At 62.9% G+C, this 19,157-nt stretch carries 17 protein-coding genes; 8 read left to right on the plus strand and 9 right to left on the minus strand.

Features of this window, described 5'->3' with window-relative positions:
- Window positions 1-7: 7 nt before the first annotated feature.
- The 4 genes from JOH52_RS01645 (at window position 8) to JOH52_RS01660 (ending at window position 5,414) form a co-directional block, all read left to right on the plus strand.
- Window positions 8-1,048 carry a polyamine ABC transporter substrate-binding protein gene (locus JOH52_RS01645; RefSeq protein ID WP_010968871.1) on the plus strand — a complete coding sequence of 347 codons (1,041 nt, stop codon included), beginning with the start codon at window positions 8-10 and terminating at the stop codon, window positions 1,046-1,048.
- Window positions 1,045-3,417: a putative bifunctional diguanylate cyclase/phosphodiesterase gene (locus tag JOH52_RS01650; RefSeq protein WP_010968870.1), complete on the plus strand. Its 2,373-nt coding sequence runs from the start codon at window positions 1,045-1,047 to the stop codon at window positions 3,415-3,417. The genes JOH52_RS01645 and JOH52_RS01650 overlap by 4 nt, the downstream gene beginning before the upstream one ends.
- A gap of 126 nt (window positions 3,418-3,543) precedes the next feature.
- Window positions 3,544-4,815: a phosphoribosylamine--glycine ligase gene (purD, locus tag JOH52_RS01655; RefSeq protein ID WP_010968869.1), complete on the plus strand. Its 1,272-nt coding sequence runs from the start codon at window positions 3,544-3,546 to the stop codon at window positions 4,813-4,815.
- Window positions 4,816-4,931: 116 nt separating this feature from the next.
- Window positions 4,932-5,414 (plus strand): plant virulence effector HPE1-like domain-containing protein, encoded by a 483-nt coding sequence (locus tag JOH52_RS01660; RefSeq protein WP_013844097.1) that lies wholly within the window; start codon window positions 4,932-4,934, stop codon window positions 5,412-5,414.
- 129 nt (window positions 5,415-5,543) lie between these two features.
- Here JOH52_RS01660 and JOH52_RS01665 read toward each other — a convergent pair whose 3' ends face one another.
- The 4 genes from JOH52_RS01665 to JOH52_RS01680 form a co-directional block, all read right to left on the minus strand.
- On the minus strand, window positions 5,544-6,062 hold the full coding sequence (locus JOH52_RS01665) for a 2-thiouracil desulfurase family protein (protein WP_010968867.1): 519 nt from the start codon (window positions 6,060-6,062) through the stop codon (window positions 5,544-5,546).
- Between the two features lie 59 nt (window positions 6,063-6,121).
- Window positions 6,122-8,287, minus strand: a complete 2,166-nt coding sequence (gene glyS, locus JOH52_RS01670) for a glycine--tRNA ligase subunit beta (RefSeq protein ID WP_010968866.1) — start codon at window positions 8,285-8,287, stop codon at window positions 6,122-6,124.
- Window positions 8,288-8,378: 91 nt separating this feature from the next.
- Window positions 8,379-10,313 (minus strand): DUF2207 domain-containing protein, encoded by a 1,935-nt coding sequence (locus JOH52_RS01675; RefSeq protein WP_010968865.1) that lies wholly within the window; start codon window positions 10,311-10,313, stop codon window positions 8,379-8,381.
- Between the two features lie 119 nt (window positions 10,314-10,432).
- On the minus strand, window positions 10,433-10,981 hold the full coding sequence (locus tag JOH52_RS01680) for a LemA family protein (protein ID WP_010968864.1): 549 nt from the start codon (window positions 10,979-10,981) through the stop codon (window positions 10,433-10,435).
- Between the two features lie 311 nt (window positions 10,982-11,292).
- On the opposite strand from JOH52_RS01680, the gene JOH52_RS01685 reads away from it, so the two are divergent.
- Window positions 11,293-12,239 (plus strand): IS630-like element ISRm2011-2 family transposase gene (locus JOH52_RS01685; RefSeq protein ID WP_011970797.1). Its coding sequence is split into 2 segments (ribosomal slippage): window positions 11,293-11,632 and window positions 11,632-12,239, totalling 948 coding nucleotides; the frame shifts between segments, so codons are not numbered across the junction.
- A 24-nt stretch (window positions 12,240-12,263) separates the two neighbouring features.
- Window positions 12,264-12,509, plus strand: coding sequence for a hypothetical protein (locus JOH52_RS01690; RefSeq protein ID WP_010968863.1), 246 nt, complete (start codon window positions 12,264-12,266; stop codon window positions 12,507-12,509).
- Here JOH52_RS01690 and JOH52_RS01695 read toward each other — a convergent pair whose 3' ends face one another.
- The 5 genes from JOH52_RS01695 to JOH52_RS01715 form a co-directional block, all read right to left on the minus strand.
- The gene (locus tag JOH52_RS01695) at window positions 12,510-13,472 is read right to left on the minus strand and encodes a glycine--tRNA ligase subunit alpha (protein ID WP_014529086.1); all 963 of its coding nucleotides are present in this window, start codon (window positions 13,470-13,472) and stop codon (window positions 12,510-12,512) included.
- 99 nt (window positions 13,473-13,571) lie between these two features.
- Window positions 13,572-13,763: a hypothetical protein gene (locus JOH52_RS01700; protein ID WP_003533286.1), complete on the minus strand. Its 192-nt coding sequence runs from the start codon at window positions 13,761-13,763 to the stop codon at window positions 13,572-13,574.
- A gap of 145 nt (window positions 13,764-13,908) precedes the next feature.
- Window positions 13,909-14,775, minus strand: coding sequence for a S49 family peptidase (locus JOH52_RS01705; RefSeq protein ID WP_003533284.1), 867 nt, complete (start codon window positions 14,773-14,775; stop codon window positions 13,909-13,911).
- A 138-nt stretch (window positions 14,776-14,913) separates the two neighbouring features.
- Window positions 14,914-15,684: a tRNA1(Val) (adenine(37)-N6)-methyltransferase gene (locus JOH52_RS01710; protein WP_013844094.1), complete on the minus strand. Its 771-nt coding sequence runs from the start codon at window positions 15,682-15,684 to the stop codon at window positions 14,914-14,916.
- Window positions 15,685-15,718: 34 nt separating this feature from the next.
- The gene (locus JOH52_RS01715; protein ID WP_003533280.1) at window positions 15,719-15,940 is read right to left on the minus strand and encodes a putative signal transducing protein; all 222 of its coding nucleotides are present in this window, start codon (window positions 15,938-15,940) and stop codon (window positions 15,719-15,721) included.
- 107 nt (window positions 15,941-16,047) lie between these two features.
- Here JOH52_RS01715 and JOH52_RS01720 point away from each other — a divergent pair, with 107 nt between their 5' ends.
- Both JOH52_RS01720 and JOH52_RS01725 read left to right on the plus strand, forming a co-directional pair.
- Entirely contained in the window at window positions 16,048-17,064 is a 1,017-nt protein-coding gene (locus JOH52_RS01720) for a polyprenyl synthetase family protein (protein WP_010968861.1), read from the plus strand.
- A gap of 262 nt (window positions 17,065-17,326) precedes the next feature.
- The gene (locus tag JOH52_RS01725) at window positions 17,327-19,156 is read left to right on the plus strand and encodes a tetratricopeptide repeat protein (protein WP_010968860.1); all 1,830 of its coding nucleotides are present in this window, start codon (window positions 17,327-17,329) and stop codon (window positions 19,154-19,156) included.
- Window position 19,157 lies beyond the last annotated feature (1 nt).

Genomic DNA, 19,157 nt, shown 5'->3' on the forward strand with positions numbered 1-19,157 from the left:
GCAGAGAATGAAGGCACGCGGGGTTATTTCCGTCTTTCTGGCGACACTGCTTTGCGCTTCCGCGAGCCGCGCCGAAACGCTCAACCTGCTTATCTGGGAAGACTATATCGACGAGGGTCTCATCGACCGCTGGACCGAGAAGACGGGCGTTTCCATCCGCCAGATCAATTTCGACAGCGACGATGCCCGCGACGAGATTCTTGCCGATCCGGGCCGTAACATCGATCTTGTCATCGTCGATGAGAACGGCGCGACGCTTTTCGGACGGAAGGGCATCATCGAGCCGCTCTCCGAGACCAATCTGCCCGCGCTCGAGGACTATGCGCCGGAATGGCGCAAATCCTGCGCCGGTTACGGCCTTCCCTACTTCTGGGGCACGGTCGGCATCCTCTATCGCTCCGATATGGTCACGCCGCCACCGACGTCCTGGCGGGACATGATGCGTCCTGCGCCGGCGCTGCGCAAACACATCGCAATGTTCGCCGACCACAGCGAGATTTTCGTGCCTCCGCTGATGCTGCTCGGCGCCTCCGTCAATGCCGACGACACGCCGACGCTGAAGGCCGCATTCGCGCTCCTGAAGACGCAGGCCCCATTCGTGCTGACCTACGACTACGTCGTCACCTCGATCCAGGATCCGGCGTTAGCCGGAAATATATATCTGGCGCTGGGCTACAGCGGCGATCAGCATGTGCTCAACAGCAAAGCCGGCAAGGCGGGGCTATGGCGCTATTCGGTCCCGAAAGAGGGTACATTGTCGTGGCTCGACTGTTTTTCCGTCACGGCCGCATCCCCTCGCAAGCAACGGGCTCTCGAATTCCTGAACTTCATCGGGTCGCCCGAGGCCGCCGCTGCCAATGCAATCGCGCTCAACATGCCGACTGCAAGCAACGCGGCGCTCAAGCTCCTTCCGGATACCATGCGCTCCGATCCGGAGATCTACCCGCCGACCGAAATCATGGCGAAGAACCAGCATCACCAGGAATTGTCCGTCCGATCTATTGAAGCGCGCCGGCGAATCATCAACACGTTGGCGAACTTCCAGTGACCCTCGGCAAGCGTGCGCTCATCCTCATCTTTCCGGTCGTGCTGGCGGGTTATCTTCTCGCAGCTCTCTCCGTTCACGTCGCGCAGAGCCGTTCCATCCGCGCACTCGAGCACGCCAAACTTTCACAACGGCTCGAGCATGCCGCCTCCGTCTTCCAGAACGAGGTTCGGCGCAGCCGCGGTGCCCTCAACGCGCTCTTGAGCGGCAACGCGCTGCGGCAATACGTGGCCGAAACCGACAAGAAATATCGCGCCAATGCGCTCGGTGTGCGGCTGCAGGAGAGCCTGACGTCGCTGTCCGACGATCCTGCGGGCTTTATCTCCCTGGCTGTTTTCAACAGCAAGCTGGAAGCGGAGTACTATTTCGAGAACAGTTGGGATCCCTTTGCGGAAATCGATCCGGCACAGCTCGATCTCGCACGCCAGTTGCTCAACGGATCGAAACTCGGCGACTGGAGCTATGTCGATTCCGCCGGCGACCGGCCGCGGGTCATCTATTCGCTGTTCGTCGATCCGGTGACCTTTGGCCGGCCGGCTCCCAGCAACAAGGCAAATGCGCTGCTGATGCAGGTTGCGGTACAGCCCGACCGCTTTCTCAGGCTGCAGGCCCCCCTGAAAAGGGAATATGGCGCCGAGATCGTGCTCCAGCCGTGGCCGCTTGCCGTGACCGACGATCTGTCGGCAAGCGTTCCTCTCGGGCCCGCCTTGCATGCGACGCTGACCGTTTCCGATGCGCATTTCGAAGCCCAGATGCTGCGTCAGAAAGTACTCCTCGCCCTGGGCGCATTGGCCATGAGCCTCTTTTCGATCTGGCTGATCATCGTGCTCATCCGCCGCTTCATCACGGGACCGATCGCAACGCTCGATACCAACGTCATGGCGGTGATGGCCGGGGCGCGCGAGGAGATCGCCGAGGTGGACGAGGCCGGCGAGATCGGCCGTCTGACGCGAAACATCCGGGAGATGCATCGACAATCCCTGCAGTCGCTCCAACTCGTGCAGCGGAGTTCCTGGACCGACACGTTGACGGGCATCAGCAACCGGGGGCGCTTCAACATGCTTGCCGCGCAGGCCGTCCAGGAGGCTGTCGCATCCGGCGAGAAATGCAGCCTGCTTTTCATCGACATAGACAATTTCAAGTTCGTCAACGACAAACATGGCCATGATGTCGGCGACGAGCTCTTGAAAACGCTGGCCACCCGGATCGCACGCGACGTCGAAGAGATCACGCGCAGACGCGGGCAGGAGCCGGCCATCCTGGCGCGGCTCTCCGGCGACGAATTCGCGGTTCTGTTGCGTTCGCAGCCCGGCGACGGCGCGGTGCAGGAGATCTGCGGCGCGATCCTCGCTCTGTTTTCAGATGGGTTCGAACTTTCCGGCAAGCGTTATCCGGTCACGGCAAGCATCGGCGTGGCGGCATGTCCTGATGATGCGAGCTCGGTCGCGGAGCTGATCTCGAATGCCGACGCCGCCATGTACCAGGCGAAGACCGCCGGCAAGAACCGGTCCGCCCGCTTCTCCCGCGCACTCAACGACAAGCGCACCCGCCAGCGGCAGATCCAGGATGAACTGCGCTCGCTCGATCCCGACGAACAGTTTCACCTGGTCTACATGCCGATCGTCGACGCCGGCGGAAAAGTCACCGGCTGTGAGGCTCTGTTGCGCTGGCACTCGCCGGTCCTGGGGCATGTGACGCCCGACGAATTCGTTCCGATAGCCGAGAGCTCCGGTCTGTTCACGAAGATCGACTGGTGGGTCATCGACAAGGCGATGTCGGATTGCCACCAACTGAAGGCGCTGTTCGGCCCCGATACGGTTCTGGCGATCAACATTTCCTCGGCCGAGCTGCACTCGAAGTCGATCAACGAGCATTTTTCGGACTGCCTCACGCGCCACGGCCTGGAGGCGCGATCGATCGACATCGAGCTCACCGAAACATTCGCCGTCCAAATCAGCGATCAATTGCGCCTGAATATGGAAGAGCTCAGGAGCAAGGGCTTCCGGCTCTCGATAGACGACTTCGGCGCCGGCTACACATCGGTTCAGCAGATCATCGATTATGCCGCCGACACCATCAAGCTCGACCGGGCGCTCGTCTCCAACCTGGCCGCTTCGCGATCGCTGGCGGTGCTCAAAGCGGTCGTCGCGCTATGCCACGCGAAGGAGATGACCGTGGTCGGCGAAGGCGTCGATACGCCGGAAAAGCTCGCCATGCTGACGGCGGCGGGCTGCGATCGCTTCCAGGGCTATCTGATCAGCAAGCCGCTCCCGCTCGCCGAGCTGGCGATCTGGGCGCTTTCCCGGGTCGCGCTCGCCGCAGACAAGCCGGCTGACGGCGACGGCTGGCCGGTGGCTGCAAGCCGGCGCTGACGTCACTTGCGAGAGAAGGACGCTGGCTGACACCAGGAAATTTGCAGCACGGGCCGCTTTTTCCTTGACCTCGTCCTGCCTGCCGTCTTAACCGCAGCGCAACAATTCCTGACGGCGAGGATGGCGATGAAGGTTCTTCTGATCGGATCGGGCGGCCGCGAACATGCGCTTGCATGGAAGATCGCGCAGTCGCCGAGGCTGACCAAGCTTTATGCCGCCCCCGGTAATCCGGGCATCGCCGAGGAGGCCGCGATCGTAGACCTCCACACGGAAAATCATGAGGACGTCGTCGATTTCTGCAGGACCCATGCGATCGACTTCGTGGTGGTCGGTCCCGAAGCGCCCCTGGTCGCCGGCCTCGGCGACGTGCTTCGCGCGGCCGATATTCCCACCTTCGGCCCTTCGGCCGCAGCGGCCCAACTCGAAGGCTCCAAGGGTTTCACCAAGGACCTCTGCGCGAGATACGGGATCCCGACCGGCGCCTATAGACGCTTTACCGATGCCGAGCCCGCCAAGGCCTATATCCGCGAAGAGGGCGCACCGATCGTCATCAAGGCCGACGGGCTTGCCGCCGGCAAGGGCGTGACGGTCGCGATGAGCCTCGACGAGGCCTTTGCCGCAGTCGACGAATGCTTCGCCGGCGCCTTCGGCGCGGCCGGCGCCGAGGTGGTCGTCGAGGCCTATCTCGACGGCGAGGAAGCGAGCTTCTTCTGCCTTTGCGACGGCAAGAGCGTACTGCCGCTCGCCTCCGCGCAGGATCATAAGCGTGTCGGCGACGGCGACACCGGGCCGAACACCGGCGGCATGGGCGCCTATTCGCCCGCGCCCGTCATGACCGCCGAGATGGTGGAACGGACGATGAAAGAGATAATCGAGCCCACCGTCCGCGGCATGGCAGAAAGCGGTTATCCCTTCACCGGCGTGTTCTTTGCAGGCCTGATGATCACGGAAAAAGGCCCGGAGCTCATCGAATACAATGTCCGCTTCGGCGATCCCGAATGCCAGGTGCTGATGATGCGGCTCGAGAGCGACCTCCTGCCGCTGCTCTACGCGGCGGCCACCGGAACGCTCGAAGGGATGAAAGCGGAGTGGCGCGACGAAGCTGCCCTGACCGTGGTGATGGCCTCGCGCGGCTACCCGGGCGCCTACGAGAAAGATACGCCGATCGCGGCCCTGCCCGACGCGTCCGCCGCGACGAAGGTATTTCATGCCGGAACCGCAATGAAGGGCGGCGGGCTGGTCGCAGCCGGCGGCCGGGTGCTGAACGTCACCGCCACGGGAAAGACCGTCGGCGAGGCGAAGGACGCAGCCTATGCGGCCGTTCGCGACGTCAGCTGGGAGAACGGCTTCTATCGCAACGACATCGGCTGGCGGGCGGTCGCGCGCGAGACTGCCTGACGGCTCCAGCGAGCGGCGCTGCAGGAAAAGCCGTATCGTTCAAATTTTATCATCTCTCCTGACCGGGCGGTAAGGGGATACCGCTATTCTCACCTCGACCAATCGAGGAGAGATCAATGCGTTCCCTGCTGATCACAGCCGCTCTCGTCTATGCCGCCGGTCCCGCGGCAGCCTCTTCGATCGACAACATCACCTCCGGCGAGGCCGTCAATTCGAGCGTCGCGACGGTTTCCTGCGAGGCTTGCCCGCCCTTGCAGCCAAAGAAGAAGCCTTCCTACGTCGTCCCGGATCTTGCGCCGGGCACGGATCGCGTGGAGCTCAAGGAAATCCATGGAGAGGTGAAGTCGGTCCGCACGGAGGCGTGGCTGGGCGGCTCGCCGGTGATTTTCGTCAACGATGCATCGGATGACGCGATCCGGGCCGCGGGAATGGAGACCAGCGAGCCGGCAGTGGCCGACATCTCGTCAAGCACCCTCCCCGCTAGTATTGCGGAAATCTCCATCGACCATACCGCAAAAACCGCCGCGGTTGCCGCGTCTATGGCCAGCGACGGTTCACGGAAAATTGATCCAGCTGCTTTCGATCTTCGCCTAGATTGACACCATATCATTAAGGTTCCCTGCCCCAGTCAGTCGACGTTCAAGGCTGATGGGCAAATTCGCTGCAATAGCGAGAGGTTGCGCCCCTGAGAGAAGCAGGGGCGTAATCTTTAGGGCGATACCCCAACTTCATTGCCAGCCCCCAACTCCATTGCCTGTATCGCCGCCGATCCTCGCGACCAGAGTCTCTATCTCACGATCGGAATAGACCTCGACGCCGTTGGCCCGCAGCAGCGCGGCCGTCACGCCCTCACCCGCAATTCGCTCGCCGCTGAACCGGCCGTCATAGATGAAGCCGGAGCCGCAGGACGGGCTGCCGTCGATCAGCAGGGCAAACCGGCAATTCGTCTCGCGTGCCAGGGCAAGCGCATTCTCCGCAGCGCGGCGAAACTCCGACGTCACATCGCCGCCCGTCTTTTCGAGGACGCGGCTCCTCCCGGCGAGCACGTCGGCGCCCGTCCTGCCGCCTTCGATCTCGGCCGGCGGACGCGGCACCGGCATGCCGGCCGACATTTCCGGACAGATGGTGACGAGCCGCCCTTCCCGCCTCCAGCGATCGACCGCCGGGTGAATGAGCGGCTTCGACGCGCCGTCGTAACGCACGGCATGTCCCATGAGGCAGGCACTGACGAGAATCCTGGCGGTCATGGGCCTTCATATCGGCCGGCCGTTAACGCGGCAACCTCTGCAGTGCAGAGCGCTCCGAGTTACCCGGATATCTTCGAGAAGTCCGCCACCTCACCCGTCGCCGAGCGGATGAGGCCCAGGAGCGCGAGGCGGTTGGCACGGATCGCCTTGTCCTCGTCATTGACGAGAACGTCATTGAAGAAATCGTCGACCGGTGCGCGCAGTTTCGAGAGCGCCTGCATGGCCGAACGGAAATCCTCTTTGACGATCGCGTCGCGCGCATCGTCCGACGCCACCTTGATCGAAGCGTGCAGCGTCCGCTCGGCATCGAGCCGGAACAGTGCTTCGTCGACGCTCTCGGCGACTTCCGTACCCTTCTTCTCTTCGGCAGCCAGGATTTGCGTCGCACGTTTCGTGCCGGTGAGCAGGTTCCTGCCCTCCTCGGCCGTGATGAAGGCGGTCAGCGCCTCGACGCGGCGGGCGATCATCAACAGGTCGTCCGCATCCGGCGCGAGCACCGCATCGATCAGATCGTATCGCGCGCCGAGATCGCGCAGGTAAACCTTCAGACGATCATGGAAGAAGGCGAGCAGATCGGCGGAGATCTCGGCTCTGATATCCGGACGCTGTGCCTTCAGCGCGGCGAGCGCCACATCGAAACAGGGCAGAAGCGGCAGCCGTGCACTTCCCTCCAGAATGAGCCGGATCACGCCGAGTGCCGCACGGCGCAGCGCATAGGGATCCTTGGAGCCGGTCGGCTTTTCATCGATCGCCCAGAAGCCGACGAGGGTATCGAGCTTGTCGGCAAGCGCCACCGTTGCCGAGACGGGATCGGTCGGCACACGGTCGGATGGTCCTTGCGGCTTGTAGTGATCCTCGATCGCATCGGCGACGGCCGCGGCTTCGCCCTGCAGCACTGCATATTTGTGGCCCATGATGCCCTGCAGTTCCGGGAATTCGCCGACTGCCTCGGTGCGCAGGTCCGCCTTGGCGAGCACGACCGCGCGATCGACGGAGGCCGCATCGGCACCGGTGAGCCTGGCGAGTGCTGCGGCGAGCGAGCGGATGCGGGCGACACGCTCGCCCTGCGTGCCGAGCTTGGCATGGAAAGTCACGTTCAGGGCGTCGAGCTTTGCCATCCGCTGGTCGAGAGGCTTTTTCAGATCGAGGCCGAACTTCTCGGCTGACGCCGTCAGCGTTTCGAGATCCGGCAGATCGCTCTGGTCGCGCTTCCAGAAATGCGCCGCGTCGGAGAGCCGCGCACGCACGACCTTGCCGTTGCCGTGGGCGATCTCCTTGCCGCCGTCCTTCGCCTCGATGTTCGAAACGAGGATGAACCGGTTGGACAGCGTTTCGGCGCCCGGCTTCCGCGTGACGAAGCATTTCTGGTTGGTCTTGATCGTCAACCGGATGATTTCGGACGGGATTTCGAGATAGCTTTCCTCGAAGCTGCCCATCAGCACCCTCGGCCATTCGACGAGACCGGCGACTTCCTCCAGGAGGCCCTCGTCCTCGACCAGCTCCAGGCCGTTGGCGAAGGCGACATTGTGGGCGTCGGCGGAGATGATCTCCTTGCGGCGCTCCGCATCGATCACGACCTTCGCCTTTTCGAGCTTCTCGGCATAGTCGGCGAAGCGGCGGACCGTGATCGCTTCCGGCGCATGGAAACGGTGGCCGTAGGTGATGTTCGAGGCGACGATGCCATCGACCTCGAAGGGGATCACCTTCGTCTCGTCGTGTTCCGCGCCGAAGGTGCAGACGATCGACTGCAGCGGCCGGACCCAGCGAAGGCTGCCCGGTTTCGCCGAAGCGGCACCGGAGCGCATGGATTTCGGCCAGGGAAAGTCGCGGATGATCGCCGGCATCACGTCGGCGATGATCTCTTCCGCCTCGCGGCCGGGTTTTACGATGTGCGCGACGTAGAAATCGCCCTTCTTCGGGTCATTATGGACATGAGCCTCGCTGAGGGAAGAGAGGCCCGCCGCGCGGAGAAAGCCTTCGATCGCCTTCTCGTTCGCGTCGATGCGCGGACCCTTGCGCTCCTCGCGCAGATCGGCGGAGCGCGCGGTCAGGCCGCGGATGTCGAGCGCCAGCCGCCTCGGCGTCCAGTATTCGCGCGCGCCTTCATAGGTGAGCCCCGCCTCAACCAGAGCGTCCGTCACGAGCTTCTTCAGATCGCCGGCCGCCTTGCGCTGCATGCGGGCGGGGATTTCTTCGGATCGCAATTCAATAAGGAGATCGGGCATGGATTCGAGACTTCGTTCTGTTCCGGAAGGTTGCGGCGGACTTAGCAAGCTCTGGCGAAAATGTCATCACGGCCGGCGAGGAAATCCGCCATCACCAGCCGCCACCGCCGCCGCCGCCCCCGCCACCGCCGGAAAATCCGCCGCCGGAAGAAAAGCCCGAGGACGAACTCTTCGGAGGCGGCGGCAAGGAAGACGTCATCGTATCCGCCATCGAACCGGCAAAACCGCCGATCGTGTCGGTGAAGGACCCGGGCCCGAAGCTGTCGCCGTGATACCAGCTCGGCTGATAGGCGGCTGCCGCCGCGCCCGCGGAGGCCGCAAGCAGCCAACGCTCGAAGGTCTCACTCCAGGGCTTCTCCACACCGAGTGCGACGGCATAGGGGAGCAGGGTCTCGAAATGCCGCGGCGACATTTCCGGCGCGCCCTGCATGTTCAGACGGTCTTTCTCGGCAAGCGTAAGATATTGCCTGAGCCCGTCGATGCCATCCATCATGCGCGTGCCGAGCGGCGTCGGCGCGCCCATGAGGTAATAGAAAAGCCCGTTGACGAGGACGATGCCCCCGATCGCGAAGAACAGCGGCAGGTCGCCCGGATCGCTGGCCGAAAAGACGAGCGCGGCGAGAATGCTCGAGAAAACGGTGAACAGCACGAAACCGACGAAGGCAAGCACGACGATCGACAGAATGCGGCGTGCGAGGCTCGAGCCACGCCGCAGCGATTTGCCGACCGAAACGGCGAAGGCGGAAATGAAGACGGCGAGGAAGACAGGGACGATGACGAAAGGAACGCTGTCCTCGCTCAAGTCGCCGAAGACGAACAGCGCCGCGAGGGTGGCGACCGAAAGCACGATGCCGCCGACCACGTATCCGGTATTGGCGCGGTAATACTTGCCGCGATGCTCGCGCTCCATCGCGCTGCGGAAGCCGGAGCCCGCCGCCTGGATCTTCTTGCCGTTCGCCCTGTCGATGGTGAGCTTGCCGCCGGCCGCATCCACCGCTTTCATCAGGGCCGCTTCGCCGGTCGGCAGCTTCTCGCCGTTCTTGCCCGTGGCGGTGATGACGACCGCGTTCTTCAGGTCCTCGAGGATGACATGCCCCTTGACCGCAAGGTTGAGCGCCGCCGCGGAAAGAGCTGTCCATCCTTCGCCGGAAAAGCCCTTGTTATCGATGTAGTTGACGAGCGCGGGCGACACGCCGTCCGGAGGGTCCCAGCGCGGGACCATGACCCCGCGGGCCGGGTCGCGGCCGACACGCACCCAGGCACGCCCGTAATAGAGCAGGACGAGGAGGAGGCCGGACCCGGCGATGACCACGGTCATGTGATCGCGCAGCCACCAGATATTTTCCTGGGAGGAGGTTGGCCGTTCGATACTGCCCTTGGGCAGTTTGATCGCGACGGTCAATCCTTCCTGCGGGCGCAGCCGGCGCGTGGTCGCGAAGAAGATTTCGTCGCCCTCCTCCACCGCGCGCGCATCCTTTTCGGTCGCGCCGTAGCCGCCGGTAAAGACGTCTAGCGCCTCCGCCTTCACGCCCTCCGGCAAGGTGACGGTGGCCGTCGCCTCCTCGATCGGGAATGCCCATTCGGTTCCGGTCACGTTCCAATAGAGCTCGTCGTGATCGTCGAAGAAGCGTATCTGCCGGCTCGTCTCGTAGGTGATCTGAAAGGTGTGTTCGCCATGCGGCAGGAGCACGTCGGCACTTCCCGTGTAGATGCGGATGCCGCCGCTGATCGATTCCGTGCGGTATTCCTCTTCGTCGCCATCCCGCTCGACGGAGAGAAGGTTGAAGTCGACCTTGCTGCGGCCATTGCGCTCATCGGCGAAGGTCAGCGGAAAATCGCGATAGATGCCGCGCCGGATGCGGTTGCCTTCGACGTTCGCCGTGATCGTCTCAGTGACCGTGAGCGTGCCGTCTTTCGCGAGCTCGATGACCGAATGGTAGGCGGAGATGAACTCTTCCGCCGCCGCGACGCGCGGCGCTGCAAGAACGAAGGTGACGAGCGCAAGCGCCGCGAAAAGCCGCCTCATCGGGATTTCCCTCTTTCAGGCCCGCCGGAGCACTTCCAGGAAAAGCATGTAACGGTTTTCCGTCCGGAAGTGCGTGGTTTCAAACCGATAGATCGTTTTATCGATTCAGTGAAACTGATCTAGAACTTGACCGATGGAACCGCACGGTCCGCCTCGTTGGTGATCTCGAAATAGCTGGCCTTGACGAAGCGGAAGGCGTTGGCGATCAGGTTCGACGGGAAGCTCTCGACCTTGACGTTGAGATCGCGCGCGGCGCCGTTGTAATAGCGCCGGGACATCTGGATCTCGCCCTCGATCGTTTCCAACGAACGCTGGAGTTCTGCGAAATTCTCGTTGGCCTTCAGGTCCGGATAGGCTTCGGCGAGCGCGAAGACGCGGCCAAGCGCCTGCGAAAGCGCGCCTTCGGCCGCGGCCCGCGCCGCGACATCGCCTTCCGGCACCGCCTGAGCCCGGTTGCGCAGCGTAACGACCTCTTCGAGCGTCGACTTCTCGTGAGCGGCGTAGCCCTTCACCGTCTCGATCAGATTCGGGATGAGATCGGCGCGGCGCTTCAACTGCACGTCGATGCCGGACCAGGCCTCCTCGGCCATCTGCCGCGCCTTGACGAGGCCGTTATAGACGAAGACGAGATAAAGAATAACGGCGACGCCAATTGCCAGCCCGATCATCAAACCCTCCTTTGGATCACGGCGATCCTACTGCATGCTTTCTTAAATTCCATTCGATTCAAGAACAAACCAACGTTCTACAGCGGCCGATCACAAGACCGCCCCTGCCCCTGCCCAGCAGGTCGTGCCGACGCCTGCAGCCTCAGGCTGTTCCACCGGTAACGGCAACGCGTCGGCGGATGCTCGATAGTCTATTCATCGAACAACCACAACGCTTAGAGCGGGATGCATTTAGGCGGAATCGGAAAGGGGATTCCTTTTTCTGCGCAAATCAGATTCACCATTCAGGCCGGTGAAGGAGGCCGGCCTTTATGGCGAGACCTTTTTCGAATGATCTTCGGGAACGCGTTGTCGATGCGGTGACGGGCGAGGGCCTATCGTGCCGGGCAGCGGCCAAGCGCTTCGGCATCGGCATCAGCACCGCGATCGATTGGGTGCGGCGGTTTCGCGAGACGGGCAGCGCCGCACCCGGCCAGATGGGTGGGCACAAGCCCCGCAAGCTTTCCGGTCCGCACCGGGCTTGGCTGCTTTGCCGCTGCCGCGAGCGCGACTTCACGCTGCACGGACTTGTCGCCGAGTTGAGCGAGCGCGGCCTGAAGGTGGATTATCGCGCCGTCTGGACCTTCGTGCACGAAGAGGGGTTGAGTTATAAAAAAAGACGCTGGTCGCCAGCGAACGGGAGCGGCCCGACGTCGCCCGCCACCGGGCACGATGGCTGAAGCACTGCCCCGGAATTGATCCCGCCCGCCTCGTTTTCATCGATGAGACCTGGACGAAGACGAACATGGCGCCGCTGCGGGGCTGGGCGCCTCGCGGCGAACGACTGGTGGGCTACGCCCCCTTCGGCCATTGGAACACCATGACCTTTGTCGCCGCACTCAGGGCCGACCGCGTCAGCGCTCCCTTTATCCTCGATGGCCCGATCAATGGCGAACGCTTCCGCATCTATGTCCAGCAAGTTCTGGTGCCGGAACTCAAAGCCGGCGACATCGTCATCCTGGACAATCTCGGCTCCCATAAGGGTCAGGAGATCCGCGCCGCCATCCGTAAGGCCGGCGCCCGCCTGTTCTTTCTGCCGAAATATTCCCCCGATCTCAATCCGATCGAAAAGCTCTTCGCCAAAATCAAGCACTGGTTGCGTGAGGCACAGGCCAGATCACGCGACGCAATCCATGACGAACTGCGCCACATTCTCCAAGCCGTCACCCCACAGGAATGCGCAGCCTACTTCAAAGAGGCGGGATATGAACGGGCTTAAATACATACCGCTCTAGTGCCCGCCATGAACACGCCCGTGAGCTTCATCAACGTGATCGCCTTTACCGCCCTTTTCGCGACCCATGCAAGCGCGGGTCCGATCGAAAGGCCGAGCGGTGTGCGCCGCGCGCTGCAAATCTATGCCGGCGAGTTGTCGAGCGTCAGAGCGCCGGCGCTGAAGTGGCGGCTCGACGGGAGCGAGCACTTCTGCTCGCAGCGATCGGATCAGCTTGCCCCGCCATGCGGCCGGAGGACCTCCGCGACCTCTTGATCAGGCCGCTTCCCTGTTCCAGTTGGCGCCACCGGCCTCCGTCAGCAGGAAGGCTTCGCCGCAGGCTTTCGCGAGCGTACGCACGCGCAGGATGTAGCTCTGGCGCTCCGTCACCGAAATCACGCCGCGGGCATCCAGAAGATTGAAGACGTGGCTCGCCTTGATGCACTGGTCATAGGCGGGGAAGACGCATTTGTGCAGGCGGTTGTTGCTGGAGTCACCAGGCGCACCGGCGGCCAGCAACGCCAGGCATTCCTTCTCCGTATCGATGAAATGCTGATGCAGCATCGCCGTATTGGCGTATTCGAAATTGTGCCGCGAATATTCCTGCTCCGCCTGCAGGAAGACATCGCCATAGCTGATCTTCTCGGCGCCCTCGCGGCCGTTGAAGTTGAGATCGTAGACATTGTCGACGCCCTGGACATACATCGCCAGGCGCTCGAGGCCGTAGGTCAGTTCGCCGGAAACCGGGGAGCATTCGATCCCGCAAACCTGCTGGAAATAGGTGAACTGCGACACTTCCATGCCATCGCACCAGCATTCCCAGCCGAGCCCCCAGGCGCCGAGCGTCGGGCTCTCCCAGTCATCCTCGACGAAACGGATGTCGTGCAGCAGCGGATCGAGGCCGATCGCCTCGAGCGAGCCGAGATAGAGCTCCTGCAGATTGGAAGGGTTGGGCTTCAAGATCACCTGGTACTGGTAATAGTGCTGCAGCCGGTTGGGATTCTCGCCGTAGCGACCGTCGGTCGGACGCCTCGACGGCTGCACATAGGCCGCGCGCCATGGCTTCGGGCCGAGCGCCCTGAGCGTCGTCGCCGGATGGAACGTGCCTGCACCGACCTCCATGTCGTAGGGCTGAAGCACGGCGCAACCCTTGTCGGCCCAATAATTGTGCAGCGTCAGGATCAGTGCCTGAAAGGAGCGCTTCGGGTTCATGTGGTCCGGGAGGGGTGCAATGGTCATGGGATCCGGGTCCGAATTCGTCAAAATTTGCGGGGACAGGTGCCATGCCGCAGGGCGAGGGTCAAGCGCCTTCACCCGCCGGTATTCAGTCAGGCAGGCTCACTCGTCGTCGCGCTTCAGGCGGTACTCGCCGGTCTCGGCGTCCTTGACGAGCGTGCCGTTTGCGCCGGTCTCGCGCTGACGGCGCAGGCGCTCACGCTGACGCGTCAGCTTCTCGGCGTCCGCGATGAACTTGCGATAGCCGATCCAGGCGATGACGGCGATAATCAGAAGCAGGATGATCTGCGGCATGGTTCCTCCTCTGCATTTCCCTCAGATGGAACGGGGGCGCGAGGGGATGCAGCAAATCGCAGTGTTAGCGCGCTCTTGCGGTACTGGCCAGATGCCGCGAGACCATTCTTCAAAAACACACGCCCGCGCAAGCAACGGGGCCGGTTCAAAGACCGAAACGCGCCCAGAGCGCCCGTTCCTCGACGGCCTCGACGAGACCTGCAGCCGCCGATGCGACGAGCGGTCCCGTGATTGCTCCGGCCACGGCTGCTCCGGGCTGACGCCGCCCGAAGAGGCTTCGCGCGGGCTGGATCAGCTCGAGCCGCGCTTTTTCTCCATAGCGCTTCTTCACTTCGCCCCTGATGTCGCCGAGAGCATCGACCAGGCCGAGTTCCTGACCCCGTTGCCCCGTCCAGAACAGCCCCGAGAAAAGGTCCGGATGGTCGGCCAGGAGCGAACCGCGTCTGCTCTTGACCATCTGGATGAAGATGTCGTGGATCTCGAGCTGCAGGCCCTTGAGAAATTCGATGTCACGCTCCTTCTCCGGCTGGAAAGGATCGAGAACCACCTTGTTTTCGCCCGCCGTGTAGACCCGTCTCTCGACGCCGATCTTCTTCAGGAGATCGGGGAAACCGAAGCCGCCCGAAACGACGCCGATCGAGCCGACGATCGAGGTCGGATCGGCGATGATCTCATCGCCGGCCAGTGCGATCATGTAACCACCGGACGCGGCCACGTCCTCGACGAAGATCAGCACACGCTTCCTCTTCTCCTGCGCGAGATCGCGGATGCGCTGATAGATAAGACGGGACTGCACCGGCGAACCGCCCGGAGAGTTGATGGAGATGGCAACGGCCGGGGCCTCTTTGACGGAGAAGGCCTTTTCGAGCAGCGGCGCAACCGTCGCAAGATTGAGAACCGGTCGGAGCGGGCTGCCGCCGGCCATGATTGCGCCATGCAGCCTGATCGCCGGAATCGTCACACCATCCCTGCGGAAGCGCTTCGGCATCAGCTTTCTGAAAAATCCGGCCATTTCAACTCCTGCCCGCTGCAATCTCTGCATATCTGCTTAAATCCTAGCCGATTTAAGAACGAAGACATGCAGCAATCCAAATTGTCGTCGTGCATGTATGCATTGGCGTCGCAAACGCAATGCCCTGCTTACGGTTAATCATCGGCGATGATAGGCCGCGCGGCCATTGTTGAGATCGTCGACCTCCGGCGAAAAGCGGTGGCCCTCCCCGTGCATCACGAGCGGCGCGCGCAGCGCCAGCCGCTTGCGGCTCTGCTTGATCGCGGAAACGAGGATGCGCACGGCATTTTCGCCCGCCCGCGGCAGGAGCGGGGTGATCTCTAAACCGCCGAAGCGGCGGCCGCAGGCCCCGATTATCCCGGCGATCGATTCCGGCCGGGCGATCAGAGAAAGCTGTCCGCCCGGCTTCATGATTGCCCCGGCCGTTTTGATCCACGCTTCGAACAGGTCGCCGCTCATGGCATGGGCTTCCGCCTTTAGCCGGTCGGGCGTCCTGCGGTCCGCGGCGTCGTTGAAGGGTGGGTTCATGATCACGTGGTCGAATGTGTCGTCCGGAAGACCCGCGGCTGCGCGCGCCTTGCCGCTCAGCGAGACATCGGCTTCGAGCACCGAGACGCGGTCGGCAAGATGGGCGTTCTCAGGCAATGCGAGGCTGCGGCGCGCAAAATCCGCCATGACCGGCGAACGCTCGACCAGCAGCACCTCGGCCTCCTCGATCCGCGACGCGACGGCCATGCCGGCCGCCCCGGCTCCGGCGCCGAGATCGGCGACGCGGCACGCGCCGCGGCAGGAAACGAGGGATGCGACCAGCATCGCATCCATTCCCGAACGGTGCCCCTGACCAAGAGGCTGGATCAGGTGGAACCTGCCGCGGTGGAAAGCATCCACCGTCTCCGGAATTCCCGTCATGCCGCTTTCCGCCTCGCGGAAGGGCCGCAGCCGATCATTGCCGCAATTCCAATTCGAGGCCCGCATCGATCAGAATGCGCCGCGCCCGATCGGCATCGTCCTCGGCGACCAGGAAGCGCCGCGGCAAGAGGCCGAGCGATCCTTCGAGTATGCTCATGTCCTGATCGGCGATGAAGCATCCGATGCCGGCGTCCTTCATCAGGCTTTCGGCAAAGGAAAGAAGGACGGCATCATTGGTGCGGATCAGTTCTTTCATCCGGCTCTATTTTCCTGTCTTAAAGCTGCGGGCGGGGCAATTCGCCTCTTGCCGCCCGAAGCCCCTCTTTCTATTGTCGAACCCGCAACGAAACAGGAGTCCGGGCGTTGGGCGTAGTGATACCGCTGGAAGACAATAAAAACAAACAGGCATCTGTGAAGCCGCTTGTCGACCTGACGCTGTCCGACATGGAGCGGGTCAACCAGCTCATTCTTTCCAAGGCGGGCTCCGACGTCCAGATGATCCCGGAAGTCGCCAACCACCTGATTTCCTCGGGCGGCAAACGGCTCCGGCCGATGCTGACGCTCGCAGCCGCTTCGATGTTCGGCTACGAGGGAGATGGTCACATCAAGCTCGCGACCAGCGTCGAGTTCATGCACACGGCGACCCTTTTGCACGACGACGTGGTCGACGAGAGCGACCTGAGGCGCGGCAAATCGACGGCGCGGACGATCTGGGGCAACCAGGCAAGCGTGCTCGTCGGCGATTTCCTGCTCGGGCAGGCTTTCCGCATGATGGTCGACGTCGGCTCGATCGATGCGCTCGACGTCCTTTCGACCGCCGCATCGGTGATCGCGGAGGGCGAGGTCCTGCAGCTTTCGGTCGCCAAGAACATGGAGACGACCGAGGACGACTATCTGCAGGTCATCCGCGCCAAGACAGCGGCCCTCTTCGCCGCCGCCTCCGAGGTCGGGCCGATCGTCGCAGGCGGAAGCAAAGCCGACCGCAACGCGCTGAAGTCCTACGGCACCAATCTCGGCCTTGCCTTCCAGCTGGTCGACGACGTTCTCGATTATGGCGGCACGTCGAGCGATCTCGGCAAGAATGTCGGAGACGATTTTCGCGAAGGCAAGATCACACTGCCGGTCATTCTCTCCTATCGCCGCGGCACGCCGCAAGACCGGGCGTTCTGGCGCGAGGCGATCGAGGGCGGCGCAAGCGATGCGGCAAATCTCGAAAAGGCGCTGGGTCTCATCCGTCGCTACGGGGGGCTTACGGATACGATCGCCCGTGCCAAGCACTACGGCACGATCGCCCGCGACGCGCTCGCGCCGCTGCCGGCTTCGCCATGGAAATCGGCGCTCGTCGAGGTGATCGATTTCTGCATCGATCGGGTAAGCTGAGCCACTTCATGTTTCCTTGCATCGCGGCCGATCCAAGGGCGGAAACATGGAGCAAATCAAAGTGCTGCCGCGAGCCCTGCGCTTCCGGCAAGACACGCGGCGCCGCAGGAGCCGCGGACGAAGACCTCCCCGGAGGATTTTCTTGCCGCGCTGCGCCAAAAAAGCCATTCTATTCTTGAAGACTTGCGCCCGATTTCCAATCGGCTCCGGGCCAACCAGCGGTGGCGCCTCGAAGCGTACCATCGGCAATGAAAGGTTTGATATGCGGCAGAATACATTCCTTCGCCTTTTCAGCGGCGTGGCAATGCTGGTTCTTGCAACGGTGAGCGGCAACCAGCAGGCCTTTGCCGAGGAGAAGGCGCCGGTCGAAGACGCCGAGCCTTTCGACATCAGGAGCGTCAACACCTTTGCCGGCGCATTCCTTGCGGCGCGCACGGCGGACGTCGATCGCGACTTTGCTGCGGCAACCGAGCTCTATCGTACCGCACTCAGGTTCGAGCCCGGCAATAACGATGTCAAGCAGCGGCTGATGATCACGCTGCTGATGAGCGGCAAGTTCGATGAAGGCGCCAAGATCGCCGAAGAGCTGAAATCGGATCCCGCCGTCGAAAGGATCACCACGGTGGTCCGCGCGATCGAAGCGATCCGCAAGCGCGAATACCGCAACGCGCAAAAGCTCTTGAACTACGATGGTCCGAACGATCTCGACCGGCTGATGAGTTCGCTGCTTTCCGCCTGGGCCAAGTTCGGCCAGGGCCGGCCGAAGGAGGCGCTGGCGCAGATCAAGAATCTGGAGGGCCCGGAATGGTTCCGGATCTTCAGGAACTATCATGCCGGGGCGATTGCGCTTGCGGCCGGAGACAAGGCGACTGCGCGCGCCCGGCTCAACGACGCCATTCTTGACCGCGAAGGCGGCGGCGCCGCGCCGGACACCTTCATGCGGGCCGTCGAGGCGCTGGCGCGGTTCGAAGCGCGCGAAGGCAACAAGCAGAAGGCGTTGGATACGATTTCCGTCGGCGAAAGCCTCGTCAACAACTACACTCCGCTCGAGGCGCTGAGGAAGAGTGTCGAGGAAGGAAAGCCGCAGGAGCAGCAGGTACGCAACGCCGTGCAGGGTGCGGCCGCCGTGCTCTTTTCGATCGGCGGCGCACTCAACCGCGAGGGCGCGGAAGACATAGTTTCGCTCTACCTTCAGACGGCGCGACGGCTCGACCCGGAAAGCGCCGATATTCTCGTGATGCTCGGCGGCATCGCCGAAAATCTGAAAAAGCCGGAAGAGGCGATCGAGCTTTACAAGAGCGTGCCGGAGAGCTCGCCGATGCGTCGCCTTTCCGAACTCCAGCTTGGCCTCAGCCTCGCCGGCATCGGCAAGGTCGACGAGGCGAAGAAGCATCTGAAAGGGCTGATCGACGTCGATCCCAAGAACATCCGCAACTATCTCGCCTATGGCAGCGTGCTTTCCGACGCCAAGAACTACAAGGAGATGGGCGAGCTTTACGACCGCGCGGTCGCCGCGATCGGCCCCGTGCCGAAGCGGAGCGACTGGACCGTCTTCTTCCAGCGCGGCATTGCCTACGAACGCCAGAAGCTCTGGGAAAAGGCCGAGCCGAACTTTCGCAAGGCGCTGGAGCTCAACCCGGATCAGCCGCAGGTTCTGAACTATCTCGGCTATTCCTGGGTCGACATGAACATCAACCTCGAGGACGGGCTTGAGATGATCCGCAAGGCGGTCGAGCTCAAGCCCGACGATGGCTACATCGTCGACTCGCTCGGCTGGGCCTATTTCCGCATGAACCGGTTCGACGAGGCTGTGACCGAGCTCGAGCGCGCTGCGGAACTGATGGCCGGCGACGCGACGATCAACGACCACCTCGGCGACGCCTACTGGCGCGTCGGCCGGAAGCTCGAAGCGGTGTTCCAGTGGAATCAGGCGCTGGAGCTGAAGCCCGAGGAAGCGGAAATTCCGAAGATCAAGGCGAAGATCGAAAACGGTCTGCCGCCGCTTAAGGAACCGGTCCCGGCGGCGGCGGATGCCAAGGAAAAGCTGCCGAAAAAGACCGGCCCGGAGACAGCGCCGGACAAGAAGTCCTGAC

Source organism: Sinorhizobium meliloti, from assembly GCF_017876815.1.
Classification (GTDB): Bacteria; Pseudomonadota; Alphaproteobacteria; order Rhizobiales; family Rhizobiaceae; genus Sinorhizobium; species Sinorhizobium meliloti.

What these genes read in the sequence shown, in the direction of transcription:
- JOH52_RS01645 (WP_010968871.1), top strand. Translation starts at nt 8, where the DNA reads ATGAAGGCACGCGGGGTTATTTCCGTCTTTCTGGCGACACTGCTTTGC.
- purD (WP_010968869.1), top strand. Translation starts at nt 3,544, where the DNA reads ATGAAGGTTCTTCTGATCGGATCGGGCGGCCGCGAACATGCGCTTGCA.
- JOH52_RS01660 (WP_013844097.1), top strand. Translation starts at nt 4,932, where the DNA reads ATGCGTTCCCTGCTGATCACAGCCGCTCTCGTCTATGCCGCCGGTCCC.
- JOH52_RS01665 (WP_010968867.1), bottom strand. Translation starts at nt 6,062, where the DNA reads ATGACCGCCAGGATTCTCGTCAGTGCCTGCCTCATGGGACATGCCGTG.
- glyS (WP_010968866.1), bottom strand. Translation starts at nt 8,287, where the DNA reads ATGCCCGATCTCCTTATTGAATTGCGATCCGAAGAAATCCCCGCCCGC.
- JOH52_RS01675 (WP_010968865.1), bottom strand. Translation starts at nt 10,313, where the DNA reads ATGAGGCGGCTTTTCGCGGCGCTTGCGCTCGTCACCTTCGTTCTTGCA.
- JOH52_RS01680 (WP_010968864.1), bottom strand. Translation starts at nt 10,981, where the DNA reads ATGATCGGGCTGGCAATTGGCGTCGCCGTTATTCTTTATCTCGTCTTC.
- JOH52_RS01690 (WP_010968863.1), top strand. Translation starts at nt 12,264, where the DNA reads ATGAACACGCCCGTGAGCTTCATCAACGTGATCGCCTTTACCGCCCTT.
- JOH52_RS01695 (WP_014529086.1), bottom strand. Translation starts at nt 13,472, where the DNA reads ATGACCATTGCACCCCTCCCGGACCACATGAACCCGAAGCGCTCCTTT.
- JOH52_RS01700 (WP_003533286.1), bottom strand. Translation starts at nt 13,763, where the DNA reads ATGCCGCAGATCATCCTGCTTCTGATTATCGCCGTCATCGCCTGGATC.
- JOH52_RS01705 (WP_003533284.1), bottom strand. Translation starts at nt 14,775, where the DNA reads ATGGCCGGATTTTTCAGAAAGCTGATGCCGAAGCGCTTCCGCAGGGAT.
- JOH52_RS01710 (WP_013844094.1), bottom strand. Translation starts at nt 15,684, where the DNA reads ATGACGGGAATTCCGGAGACGGTGGATGCTTTCCACCGCGGCAGGTTC.
- JOH52_RS01715 (WP_003533280.1), bottom strand. Translation starts at nt 15,940, where the DNA reads ATGAAAGAACTGATCCGCACCAATGATGCCGTCCTTCTTTCCTTTGCC.
- JOH52_RS01725 (WP_010968860.1), top strand. Translation starts at nt 17,327, where the DNA reads ATGCGGCAGAATACATTCCTTCGCCTTTTCAGCGGCGTGGCAATGCTG.